Genomic DNA, 13,170 nt, shown 5'->3' on the forward strand with positions numbered 1-13,170 from the left:
TATGTCAATAAATAATTGTTTTCCTATAAACGAAAGGAAACGTCTAGGATTCTTGGATCGTTGTCTAACGCTTTGGATTTTTCTTGCAATGGCCATTGGAGTTTCTGTAGGATATTTTATCCCTTCAAGTAAAAACGTAATCAATTCATTTTCTACAGGAACGACAAATATCCCGTTGGCCATAGGATTAATTTTAATGATGTACCCTCCTTTAGCAAAAGTTAAATACGAACGTCTTAAAAATGTTTTTACAAATAGTAAAGTTCTCATAGCATCCTTATTTTTAAACTGGATAATAGGCCCAATCTTAATGTTCGTATTGGCATTAGTATTTTTGAATGGATATCCAGAATATATGGTTGGTTTAATTTTGATTGGGCTGGCGCGCTGTATTGCAATGGTAGTAGTTTGGAATGATTTGGCCGATGGCGATAGAGAATATGCCGCGGGATTAATTGCACTTAATAGTATTTTTCAGGTTTTACTGTATAGTTTTTATGCTTTTGTTTTCATAACAATCTTACCTCCTGTTTTTGGTTATACAGGTTTTAATGTTTCTATTGGTATTGGTGAAATTGCTGAAAGTGTCGGGATTTATTTGGGTATACCGTTTGCATTAGGAATTGTTAGTCGTTACGCTTTAATAGGAATTAAAAATGAAGAATGGTTTCAAAATAAATTCATACCATTTATTTCTCCTATTACTTTAATTTCTCTTTTGTTGACAATTATTGTAATGTTTAGCTTAAAAGGAGAATTAATAGTTAGAATTCCAATGGATGTTTTACGTATTGCTGTTCCTTTGGCAATTTATTTTGTATTGATGTTCGTTTTGAGTTTTTTCATTGGAAAATATTTTGGAGCAGATTATTCTAAAAGTACAGCAATTGCATTTACCGCTACAGGGAATAATTTTGAACTTGCTATTGCGGTTTCAATTGGTGTATTTGGAATTAACAGCGGACAGGCATTTACAGGAGTAATTGGTCCATTAGTTGAAGTTCCTGCTTTAATTGCATTAGTAAATGTTGCATTTTGGTTCCAAAAAAAGTATTTCCTAAAAGGAAATAAAACTCTAAATAAAATTTAGAATTTATTTTAATAAAAAAGGTTCAACTATAAGTTGAACCTTTTTTTTGCTTATTATTTTTTCTTGGTTTTATAATATTTGCGGTATTTTGGATATGTTATTGCTCCAATTACAGAAATTGTACCTAAGCAATAATAAACCCAACTTAATGAGTGCGCTTCTCCGCTTGCGTAGGAATGCAGACCAACTAAATGGAAGTTTACTCCATAGTAAGTAAATAAAATAGAAACAAACGCAAACATACTCATCAAATTAAAGAACCATTTTCCGCGTAAAGCTGGAACAAATCGAGCATGAATTACAAACGCATAAAGCATGATAGAAATTAAAGCCCAAGTTTCTTTTGGATCCCATCCCCAGTAACGTCCCCAACTTTCGTTTGCCCATTGTCCACCTAGAAAGTTTCCAATCGTCAACATGATAAGACCAATAGTTAAAGACATTTCGTTGATATAAGTTATCTCTTTAATGTTTAATTCCATTTTAGCTTTGTTTTTCTCAGTTGTAAAGAAAATCAATACTAATGCTACAAAACCTAAAATCATTCCTAATGCAGTTGGACCATAACTACCTACAATAACTGCAACGTGAATCATTAACCAATACGAGTTAAGAACTGGCTGTAAGTTTGCAATTTCTGGATCAATCCAGTTCATATATGCCGCCATCAAAATCATAGCTGTAACAAATGTAGATGAAGCAACAGTAAGTTTCGATTTTCTATCAAAAGCCAAACCAAAGAACATTGTTGACCAAGCTACATATACAATAGATTCGTAAGCATTACTCCAAGGTGCGTGACCAGAAATATACCAACGCGCTATTAATCCTAATGTATGAAGAGCGAATAGCAAGCCCACCATGATATGGAATGCGTTTATTGTAATACGAAGCCATTTTTTTTCAAAGAAAATATTGACAATAATAAATATAAACATAAAGCTCGCCACTGTGATGTACCAATAAGGCAATACTTTAAAAACATCATATTTATTGTATGCAATTTCGGCATCAATTTTTTGTTCGCTTGGACGAACTTTAGCACCAAATTTCTTTTGAAAACCATTAAGACTTTCTACTAATTGATCGGCAGTATCCCAATTCTTAGAAATAGAAGCATTATTTAATGCGCTAAAATAAAGTGGTAAAATTTGCTTTACATAAGTAGAATCCATTCCTTTTAAACCTGCATTTTCACGTTCTAAATAAGAAACCCATTTATGGTTTGGATCATTTGGGACAGGGAAAATTTTCAAAATGCTTCCGCTTAAAGCAGATTCCATTAAATTTACTTTTTTATCCGTTTCAATAAAATCTTTCTCAAAGCTATTTGGATTTGCCGCCTTATAAGCCGCATCTAAATAAGGAGAAAGTTTGTAGTTTCCGTTTGCATCAAAAAAGTTAACAAATGCAACCGCTTTTGCTTCTTTATCTACTCCAATAATTTTACGAATACTGTCATTTCCAGATTTGATATAGATTATAGGAACCTGAATCCAAACTTGTGCATATTGCGTCATAGACAATAATACCTGATCGGAGTTCATTCCGTTATAAGTATCGTCATGGCTTACTTTCCTTAGTAATTCTGAAGAGAAAGTATTAACAGGTTTCATTCTACCTCCGGCATCTTGAATAATCAAACGCCCAAATTTTGCGGCATGCGCTGCTGGTGCTTTGTAAATAGACAATAAAGAGTCTAATTGCTTTTTACTTGGTGGAGCTGTTACATGATTTGCATGATCATTTGGATCTGCTGTATGATTATGATTGTGATTGTGATTGTCACCTGGTGTATGAACATGAGGTGCTTGAGCAAAACCACTCAAACTAATCATTAAAACTAAGATCGTGATAAATTTTTCTTTTTTCTTTTTTACAACTTCTAATTTGCGTTTCAAATCAGCAAAACGAGAATGTTTGGTAAACATAATTGCCATTAATCCTAGATATAACATAAAGTAGCCAAAATAAGTAATTGAAGTTCCCCAAAAATCATGGTTTACAGATAAAACTGTTCCTTTTTCATCTGGATCAAATGAAGATTGGAAAAAACGATATCCTTTATGATCTAAAACGTGATTCATATAAATATCAGCATCAAAGGTTTCTGTAGAATCTAAAACGGTTACTTTACTTTCAAAAGCGGAATAACTTTTTTCTGTTCCTGGATATTTCGTAGCGATAAAATCGTTCAATCTTACTTTAAAAGGTAAAACATAAGCTTTACTGCCGAAGAATAAGCTGTATTCTATTTTTCCAATTTTTACAGTTTGAGGCTCTCCAGTACTTCCTTTAGAACCTAAAAGCCTAACTTCTTTTTCTTCACCGTCAGCTTTTACTTTTACAATTAAAGCGTCTGTATGAGATTTTGCTTTGAAGTCGTTGCTAGATTCGTAATCAACAACACCTTTAATGGCTGGATCTGGAAACACAATTCGAATGTCGCCAATACTATATAAAGAACGCATCATTAAAGGCTGTACATTATCTTTAGTTACAGCACCTTTTAATTTATCAGCCATTCTCATAAATTCTCCTTCAAATGGAGTTTGAATGGTATATTGCTCACCAGTTGTATTAATATTGATTGCACCGTCAGTTGGTTTATTTAAAGCAAATAATACGTTGTGAATGTTTTGTACTTCACCATCTTTCAAGAAATGCTCTTCACGTCCGCCGGCTCCAGCTTCAACTAACTTTAAGTAAAGTGTTCCTTTAGGGTCTGGTTTTATCATTTCTTTTGCTCCCATGATATAGTTTACATAACTTACTTCAAAAGGAGTTTCGTCAAATTTACCTGAAAGTGTAAAATCGTTATTGGTTACAGGAGATAGCAAAAGACTTTTATCAAAAACCCTGCGTTTCATTTCACCTTTATATTCACCATCAGCAAAAACGGTTATAAATGTTTTGTCTGAATAAATTTGATTCTCGGCTGCGCCTTCACGAATAGGCATCATCCCTTCGTAACTAATATATCGAGTAATAAAAGCACCTAAAAGAATAAAAACGAAAGCAAGATGAAGCAATAAAGTTGCCCATTTTTCTTTTTTTAATAATTGATAACGTTTGATATTTCCGAAGAAGTTAATCATGAAAACCGCCATTATAGCTTCAAACCACCATGTATTGTAAATTAAAATTCTGGCAGTATCGGTATTATACTTACTTTCGATAAAAGTTCCAATACCCATTGCGATTGCAAATGCTAAAAAAAGAACGGCCATTAATCGTGTAGAAAACAAAAAAGAGAATATTTTTTTATCCATTTTTAAGGAATTACATTGTATAAAAGTGCCACAAAAGTACTTAAAAATGTTGATTAGCAGTAGGGCTATTTTGTTAATAAAAACCAAATAAAGAGCCTGAAATTTAATCATATTAATAAAAATGTACGCTTAGTTTTACAAAATAGCAACTGCAGATTATTTGGTATTTTATCTGCTGGAGATCTAAGGATTTAGACCAATTCTTTATTCTATTATCAAAAATTGTGAGGAGCGAAAACCATTCTAATGGGTGTTGTGTGTGGCAAAACTTTGTTATATATAAGTTACTTAAGCTTTTGTTCTATTTTAGAAAGTCTTTCAGATAGTTTTTGAAAGAATTTATTCTCTTTTTTTAGTTCTTCAATTTCTTTACTTTGTTGTATGGAGTATAATGTCAATTCTTCAATTTTTTGTAAAAGTTTAGCATTCATTTCTCCCAAATTAATACCATTTTTAAGGACTTCTTCCTCACTTGGAATATTCTCCAAGTGCCCTTTTTTATTGATATGCCTTTCAACTTCTGCAAGTGTTGGTAAAGTATAGTCTTTTTTAAAAACAAAATCAGACCAGCCTATCATATCTACCTTTACTTCTTTCGAATGTATTGTTCCATTTACGTCTAGTTTATTATTTGGAGTTGAAGTGCCAATTCCTACATTTCCACCATAAAAAACTAGAGACTTATAATCTATATTATTATATCTTTGGATAAACTCATGCCAAATTCCATTATCACTCCAAGTTGTTTGTAGTGTAAGATTAAAGCCTGGATTCCCAGAGTTCCATTTTTGAGAATCATAAGTTCCTTTTGTTTGTATTGGCGTATAAATTTCCAAGAAAGCTGCTGGTTGAATACCAATTCCTATTTTGCCGTTAAAAACCTGATTTCCAGTGAAAGTATTTGTTCCTCGGGTTGCTAACTCCAACCAGGTAGGATTTTTTGGAGCTAATGTACTAGCATCTAGTTTTCTAAAAAATAATCTATCGTTTTCCAAAAAAGATGATGCAATTTGCAATTGAAAATTATAATTAGGATTTCCCTGACGTATAACGAAGAAATGCTGCCATCCATAAGGATCTGGAGTTGCACCGTAAGTTACATCCAGTCCACTGTAAACTCCCGATTTTATTGGGATTGTAAAATCATTTAAAATAGGCGCATACCCATCACCTATTTGTTGTGAAAAAGCGACCGTCGTGATAAGTAAGGATATAATTGTAGTTATTTTTTTCATTAAATAAATTATTAAAATTAGTTTTAACAAAACTATAAATTATAACTGAAATATTAACAACCTTTTTTTTACAAAAAAAAAAGCTGTTTGACTAATTAAACGGTAAAACTTAAATTATCAACAGAATCAACTAATTCAATACTTCACACTTGCTTTAAAAAAAAATACTAATTTTGTCCTTATGATTCGAATAACGATAATTGGTTCTGGAAATGTTGCTCAGCATTTAATAAAAGCGTTCTCTGCAAGTAATCTTGTTGAAATTGTACAGATATTTTCTAGAAAAAAAGAAGCCTTGAATTCTATTATTAATTCAGAAAAAATTGTAACCGAATTTTCGGCTTTAAAAGAAACAGATTTATGTATTATTTCAGTTTCTGATAATGCGATTTCTGAAGTTTCAAAGCAATTACCTTTTAAAAATCAATTAGTTGTTCATACTTCCGGTACTACTTCAATTGATATTTTAGATTCCAAAAACAGAAAAGGTGTTTTTTATCCGCTGCAGACTTTTTCTAAAAGTAAAGAGGTTGATTTTTCTATAATCCCGATTTGTTTAGAAGCTGAAAATGAAGAAGATTATACAGTCTTAGATAATGCCGCGAAATGTATTTCAAAAGCTGTTTTTGCAATTAGTTCAGAACAGCGAAAAGCGCTGCATGTAGCCGCTGTTTTCGTTAATAATTTCACGAATCATCTGTATCAAATAGGAAAAGAAATCTGTGACGAACATCATGTTCCGTTTGAAGTTTTGAAGCCTTTAATTCAGGAAACTGCCGATAAAATTAAAACCCTTGATCCGATTGATGCCCAAACTGGACCTGCAAAACGCCGAGATTCAGTAACAACAAATGCACATTTGGAGTTTATAACAAATGAGAATCAAAAGAATATTTATAAAATACTAACACAATCTATAGAGAATAATGGCAAAAAGTTATAAAGAAATGATGAACGACATTACAACATTTATTTTTGATGTTGATGGCGTACTTACAGACAGTTCCGTTTTTGTAACCACTGAGGGAGAAATTCTTCGCACAATGAATATTCGTGATGGTTATGCTATGAAAGCTGCCGTAGAAAGCGGTTATAATGTTTGTATTATTTCTGGCGGAAGTAACGAAGGCGTTCGAGTGAGACTTCAAAATTTAGGAATTACCAATATTCATTTAGGAACTCCTGATAAAGTTAAAACATTTAAAGAGTATACAGAAGCGAATAACATCAAACCAGAACAGGTTTTATACATGGGAGATGATATTCCGGATTTTCATGTAATGAAATTAGTAGGTTTACCAGCCTCTCCGCAAGATGCAGTTCCCGAAATTAAAAATATCTGTCGTTACATTTCGCACGTAAAAGGCGGAAAAGGTGCTGCACGTGACGTTATTGAGCAAGTTATGAAAGTACAAGGGAAATGGATGGAGTATTTTAATGGGAAGCATGATTAGTGCTCAGTTTTTTAGTGTTCAGTTTGCAGCCGCGGTATTCAGTCACAGTTTAGGGGTAATAAAACCGCTGAACCTTTGCCTCTCTGCCTCTTTGAACCTTTAAAAAAACTTAGAATTTAGCATCTTAGCCACTCAGAACCTCAAAAAATGAAATACCTAAAACTCATTCGATATAAAAATCTACTAATGCTTGCTTTTATGCAGGTTTTATTTCGTTATGCTTTTTTAAAACAACAGGATATTCCGTTGGCTTTATCTGACTGGCAATACGGACTTTTGATTTTAAGTACAGTTTTATTGGCTGCTGCAGGTTATGTAATAAACAATATTTACGATGTTGCAACAGATACTATAAATAAGCCAAATGATGTGGTTGTTGGAAAAGGAATTTCAGAAACTGCAGCATATAATATTTATATTGGACTTAATATTAGCGGTGTTGCGATAGGTTTTTTGTTGTCAAATATTATTCTGCGCCCTAGTTTTGCATCACTTTTTATTTTAATAGCTGCACTACTCTATTTTTATGCGACAACTTTAAAGCAAATTATGATTTTGGGCAATTTTGTTGTTGCCGCACTCCTTTCTGTAAGTGTTCTTATTATTGGAATCTTTGATCTTTTTCCAGCCGTAAATTCAGAAAACCAAGCGCAAATGGCTAGTTTATTTTCGATTTTAATAGACTACGCTTTGTTTGCTTTTATGATTAATTTTATTCGCGAGATAGTTAAAGATATTGAAGATGTAAATGGCGATTATAATCAAGGAATGAATACTTTACCAATTGCAATAGGTATTAGCAGAGCAGCTAAAATCGCATTAGGTTGTGCTATAATTCCGTTTATTTTATCGTTGCTTTACATCAATACCTATTTCGTTCAAAACCATCTTTATATTGTTACTTTTTATGCATTTGCTTTTGTTCTAGCGCCATTACTTTATTTTATTGTAAAAGTATTCAGCGCCAAGTCAAAAAAGGATTTTCAGCATTTAAGTACTGTTTTAAAATTTATTTTGTTCTTCGGAATTTTATCAATTCTCATCATTAGTTTAAATATCAAATACAATGCTTAAAGAAAAGCTTAAAAAATACAGTTTAATTCTTGCTTCGGGATCGCCGCGCAGACAGCAGTTTTTTAAAGATTTAGATCTTGATTTTCAAATTCGTTTAAAAGAAATTGAAGAAATCTATCCGCCAGAGCTGAAAGCAGTTGAAATTACAGATTATCTGGCACAATTAAAGGCAGATGCTTTTGATGGAGAATTAAATGATAATGAGATCTTGGTTACAAGCGACACTATTGTTTGGCATGACAATAAAGCATTGGGGAAACCAAAAAATGCAGAAGATGCTTTTCAAATGATAAAATCAATGTCGAATGCAACACATGAAGTGTTTACATCGGTTTGTTTTAAAACCAAGTTATCTTCTACTCTTATTAATGATGTTACAAAAGTAACTTTCGCAGATTTATCAGATGAAGCCATTTTATATTACATAGAAAACTATAAACCTTATGATAAAGCTGGTGCTTATGGAATTCAGGAATGGTTTGGTTTTATGGCAGTTGCAAAAGTTGAAGGTTCTTATACGAATGTTATGGGACTGCCAACGGCCAAAGTTTATGAATATTTGAGTACTTTAGTGTAAAAAAAATAGATATGTTTTCTTTTAAAGAGTATAGCGAAGAAATTATTGCTACCGTAATTGTTCTTTTATTATTAGTAGCAGTACGTATTATTGTGGCAAAATTAATTCGGCGTTTTGCCAGCAGCAGTCAGCTATTGGAGCACAGAACAAATTTGGCAATTAAATATACTCATGTGTTAATGAATGTACTTGTTGTAATAAGTTTGATTGTAATTTGGGGTGTTGAAACAAAAGATATACTTTTTACAGTTTCATCTATTGCAACAGTAATTGGCGTTGCTTTTTTTGCACAATGGTCTATTTTAAGCAACATTACTTCGGGAATGATTTTGTTTTTTTCGTTTCCATTCCGAATTGGAGATACTATTAAAATACACGATAAAGATTTTCCTATCGAAGCTGAAATTGAGGATATCAGCGCTTTCCATGTGAATCTAAAGACTAAAGAAGGAGAAAAAATTATTTTTCCTAACAACCTGCTTCTTCAAAAAGGTATTTCGATTATGCCTACACAATATGAAGAAAAGGAATTTTTTGATTAAAATTTGAATGGGAATTTTATAAGGCTTAACTAAAAAGCTGGAACGTAAAATGTTAAATAAATGGCAATATTTGTTTAACTTATTAACCTTTCACTATAAAATCTCTCCAAATGATTCCAACAATAAAACTGCCATTCTATGCAAAACTCTCTTGTATATTAGTAAGTCTAATTGCACTTGCTTATATTTTTTGCATTGCAAAAGATATTCTTACACCAGTATTCATGGCATTTTTATTTGCTGTTTTATTACTCCCAATTTTTACAATATTAAATACTAAATTGAAGTTTCCGCGGCATTTTGCGGCTATAATTTGTGTATTAATTTTCCTGTTGTTTATAGTCGGAATTTTGGTTTTCATTTCCTATCAAGTTACGAATATGGCAAATGATTTTGATACGATTAAAAAGAATGCCAACTCTTTTCTAACTGAAATTCACAAGTTTATAAAAGATAATTTTCATGTAAGTATTGGCGAGCAGAAAAAGTATTTAGATAACGTAACCAAAGATTCAGTTAAAAACGGAAATGCTACTTTAGGATCAGCAATAATTTCTATAAGTGATCTACTAGTAGACTGCACTATTATTCCAATTTATACGTTTCTATTTCTGCTCTATAAAGATCATTTTATACTTTTTTTAGCCAAACTAATCAACAAAGAAAATCACGCTGCATTAAAAGATATTCTTACTCAGATAAAAGTTTCAATCAATAATTATATTGTAAGTCTGATTTTTGAAATGATTGTAGTTTCGGTACTTACCAGTTTGGGACTCTGGATTATTGGTGTAAAGTATTTCATTCTTTTAGGATTAATAACAGGTATTTTAAACCTGATTCCTTACATCGGAATTGCAATTGCAGGTTTAATTACGATTCTTGCCTCTTTAACTGGTTCTGCCGAAGTATCATTAGTTGTTGGAATTTTGATCGTAAACCTAATTGTTCAACTAATTGACAACAATTTGCTCGTGCCTTTAATTATTAATTCAAAAGTCGAAATAAATGCTTTTGTTTCTATTATCGGAATTATTATTGGAGGTACAGCGGCTGGAATTTCTGGAATGTTTTTAGCAATTCCGCTTCTTGCAATTTTAAAAATTATCTTCGATCGTATAGAATCACTAGAACCTTGGGGGTATGTTATGGGTAATCATATGCCTAAAAAATTCACCTGGCGAGTTCGAAAAACCAAAGCTGTCAATTAAAATAAGCTGTCAATTTTAAAAATGTTCGTATTATTTATCTTATATTCATATAAAAATCAGTAAAAAAGTAAGTTTAAAAATATCTGAATGTTTCTAAATAAAAAGATAGTAGTTTTTATTTTGTTATGCTTTAGTTTGCAAAGCATTTATGCTCAGTCAGATACTTTAAAGGAAAAGACAAAAACTAAAAAAGACACTACCGAAATATACAATCGAATTCGAAATTATTCTAAGAAGAACAAGTTCACCAAAACCTTACATAAGCTTATATTCAGAGCAAAGAAACCTAGAAAAAAAGAGGAGCTCCTTGTGTCGAATGATACCACAAATTTTGATGGAAAAATTATTCGAAAAATCAACATCATTACATTAGATCCGTTTGGACATTCTGTAGTTGATTCTACTGTGATGCCAAAAAACTGGGGAGAACGTACAGGAAATCGACTTCACTTAAAAACAAAAAAAATTGCCATAAAGAACCTGTTGCTATTTAGAAAAAACACAGTTTATGACAGCTATAAAGTTCAGGAAACAGAGCGTTTAATACGATCGCAGAGATATGTTACGGCAGTCAGAATTTCAAATAAGGCAGTTGGTATGGCAGCAGATTCTGTTGATGTTACCATCAGGGTTTTAGATTCATGGAGCACCATTCCAAGATTTTCAATATCTAGCAATCAAATGTCAGTAGGTATTAAAGAGAAAGATTTTTTTGGTTCGGGACAGCAATTGGAATATCGATACACTAATCGATTTGATGATGGTCGAAATGGTAATGATGCCACGTACACTATTCCTAATATTAAGAATACGTATATTGGAGCCGCCTTGCATTACAACATGGATCTCGATAACAATTACAGCAAATCAATAGATATTGAACGTGATTTCTATTCTCCTTTGACTAAATGGGCAGGCGGCGTTTATATTGGGCAGAACTTCAGGAAAGATACACTGCAGGCTCCTGATTTGACTTATGCGTATCAGCCCTTTAAATATAATTTTCAAGATTTATGGGGAGGTCACGCCACGAAAGTTTTTGAAGATGAAAATAAAGCAATTACAAATCTAATTGTAGCGGCACGTTTTTTAAATGTGGATTTTACCGAGACACCTTCAGAAGTTTATGATCCAACAAATTTCTATTCAGATCAAAAACTGCTTTTAACGGGTATTGGATTGAATAGACGTAAATTTATAAAAGACAGTTATATTTTTAGAAACGGACAAACAGAGGATGTCCCAATTGGTCGTATTTATGGCATTACTTTGGGATATCAATACAAAAATACCTTTTGGAGACCTTATGCCGGTGCACAATTTTCATTTGGAAACTACTACAGATTGGGTTTTTTAAGCATGAATTTTGAAGCTGGAACTTTTTTTCATCAATCAAAAACTTACGAAACGGCCTTTTTATTAGAGTCTAATTACTTTACCAAATTGTTCACTATAGGAAACTGGAAATTAAGACAGTTTGTGAATCCAAAGGTCGTTATTGGTGTAAACCGCGAGAATATCATTGGAGATGAACTAAATATAAACGAGCAGAATGGTTTAGCAGGATTTAATAGTGCTATTTACGGAACGAGCAAAGCTGTTTTATCACTTCAAACTCAAACCTACTCGCCGCATTCTATTTTAGGTTTCCGTTTAAATCCATTTTTCAACTATTCGATAGCAGTTTTAGGAAGTCCAGATAATGCAATGTTAAGAAGTAAACCTTATTCTAAAATTACTTTGGGATTATTAATAAGTAATGATTATTTAGTTTTCAGTTCCTTTCAGCTCTCATTATCTTATTATCCAAGTATTCCAAATCAAGGAGACAATGTTTTTAAAACAAATACATTTGAAACTACAGATTATGGACTTCAAAGTTTTGAACTTGCAAAACCAAGAATTGTCGATTATAAATAGATAGACCTCATTTTTTTTTACTTTTTTTTGTGTTTTATTTTTGGTTTAAAAATCAATGTATTACGAGTTTTCTAAGACTAATTCACTCGTTAAAAAGTATATTTTATCCGACAAACGGTATCATGTTTTTATTTTTGGCACGGTATATGAAAATCCTTAAACAAGATTAACAATTAAACTTTAGAAAAGATGAAAACAATGAAAATAGCAATCGCCGGATTATTCCTTTTGATTGCAAATGCCACACAAGCTCAGGTATCAATAAACGTTAACATAGGTAATCCGCCAGCTTGGGGACCAGCAGGATATGCAGATATGGAGTATTACTATTTGCCAGATATTGAGGCTTATTATGATGTTAGAGCTTCGCAGTTCATCTATTTTGGAGGCGGAAGATGGGTCAGAACAACTTATTTACCTAGACAGTACAGAAACTATGATTTATACGGAGGTTACAAAGTAGTTTTGACAGATTATCACGGAAGAACTCCTTACACTTATTTTGATCGACACAAAGTAAAATACTATAAAGGATATTGCGGTGCACCACAAAGACCTTATAAACCTAGACCAGTTTATGGTTACAATGATCGTCGTAATGATAATAGAAATTACAAGCACTACGACAAACATTATGATAAACATTACAACAAACATCATGGAAAACATGATAGAGATGATGATGACGATCGCCACGAAGGTCGCGGAAGAAGATAAATAACTATAAAAGAGCGCATTAATCCTGATTAATACGCTCTTTTTGCATGTTTAAACAGTATCTAATTAGTTTTCAAT

The 13,170-nt window shown here is 32.2% G+C and carries 11 protein-coding genes; 9 read left to right on the forward strand and 2 right to left on the reverse strand.

What is annotated here, in order from left to right; all coding sequences use genetic code 11:
• The first annotated feature begins 1 nt into the window (after position 1).
• A complete protein-coding gene (gene arsB, locus ACHRVL_RS10045) occupies positions 2 to 1,090 on the forward strand; it encodes an ACR3 family arsenite efflux transporter (RefSeq protein WP_395412335.1) in 1,089 nt (362 codons plus the stop codon).
• 53 nt (positions 1,091 to 1,143) lie between these two features.
• Here the strand turns inward: arsB and ccsA are convergent, their stop codons facing one another.
• Positions 1,144 to 4,362 (reverse strand): cytochrome c biogenesis protein CcsA, encoded by a 3,219-nt coding sequence (ccsA, locus tag ACHRVL_RS10050; protein WP_395412338.1) that lies wholly within the window; start codon positions 4,360 to 4,362, stop codon positions 1,144 to 1,146.
• A 284-nt stretch (positions 4,363 to 4,646) separates the two neighbouring features.
• Complete coding sequence (locus tag ACHRVL_RS10055; protein ID WP_395412339.1) at positions 4,647 to 5,597, reverse strand: hypothetical protein; 951 nt, start codon at positions 5,595 to 5,597, stop codon at positions 4,647 to 4,649.
• Between the two features lie 181 nt (positions 5,598 to 5,778).
• On the opposite strand from ACHRVL_RS10055, the gene ACHRVL_RS10060 reads away from it, so the two are divergent.
• The 8 genes from ACHRVL_RS10060 (at position 5,779) to ACHRVL_RS10095 (ending at position 13,092) form a co-directional block, all read left to right on the forward strand.
• On the forward strand, positions 5,779 to 6,540 hold the full coding sequence (locus ACHRVL_RS10060; RefSeq protein ID WP_395412341.1) for a Rossmann-like and DUF2520 domain-containing protein: 762 nt from the start codon (positions 5,779 to 5,781) through the stop codon (positions 6,538 to 6,540).
• Positions 6,524 to 7,051, forward strand: a complete 528-nt coding sequence (locus ACHRVL_RS10065) for a KdsC family phosphatase (RefSeq protein WP_395412344.1) — start codon at positions 6,524 to 6,526, stop codon at positions 7,049 to 7,051. The genes ACHRVL_RS10060 and ACHRVL_RS10065 overlap by 17 nt, the downstream gene beginning before the upstream one ends.
• Positions 7,052 to 7,198: 147 nt before the next feature.
• Positions 7,199 to 8,125 (forward strand): geranylgeranylglycerol-phosphate geranylgeranyltransferase, encoded by a 927-nt coding sequence (locus tag ACHRVL_RS10070; RefSeq protein ID WP_395412346.1) that lies wholly within the window; start codon positions 7,199 to 7,201, stop codon positions 8,123 to 8,125.
• Positions 8,118 to 8,702: a Maf-like protein gene (locus ACHRVL_RS10075; RefSeq protein ID WP_395412348.1), complete on the forward strand. Its 585-nt coding sequence runs from the start codon at positions 8,118 to 8,120 to the stop codon at positions 8,700 to 8,702. The genes ACHRVL_RS10070 and ACHRVL_RS10075 overlap by 8 nt, the downstream gene beginning before the upstream one ends.
• Positions 8,703 to 8,713: 11 nt before the next feature.
• Positions 8,714 to 9,244, forward strand: coding sequence for a mechanosensitive ion channel domain-containing protein (locus tag ACHRVL_RS10080; RefSeq protein ID WP_395412350.1), 531 nt, complete (start codon positions 8,714 to 8,716; stop codon positions 9,242 to 9,244).
• A gap of 110 nt (positions 9,245 to 9,354) precedes the next feature.
• Positions 9,355 to 10,455 (forward strand): AI-2E family transporter, encoded by a 1,101-nt coding sequence (locus ACHRVL_RS10085; RefSeq protein ID WP_395412352.1) that lies wholly within the window; start codon positions 9,355 to 9,357, stop codon positions 10,453 to 10,455.
• Positions 10,456 to 10,542: 87 nt separating this feature from the next.
• On the forward strand, positions 10,543 to 12,375 hold the full coding sequence (locus tag ACHRVL_RS10090) for a hypothetical protein (protein ID WP_395412354.1): 1,833 nt from the start codon (positions 10,543 to 10,545) through the stop codon (positions 12,373 to 12,375).
• Between the two features lie 189 nt (positions 12,376 to 12,564).
• Positions 12,565 to 13,092, forward strand: a complete 528-nt coding sequence (locus ACHRVL_RS10095) for a hypothetical protein (RefSeq protein WP_395412356.1) — start codon at positions 12,565 to 12,567, stop codon at positions 13,090 to 13,092.
• The last annotated feature ends 78 nt before the right edge of the window (positions 13,093 to 13,170 follow it).

The organism is Flavobacterium sp. FlaQc-28, assembly GCF_044007415.1.
GTDB lineage: Bacteria > Bacteroidota > Bacteroidia > Flavobacteriales > Flavobacteriaceae > Flavobacterium.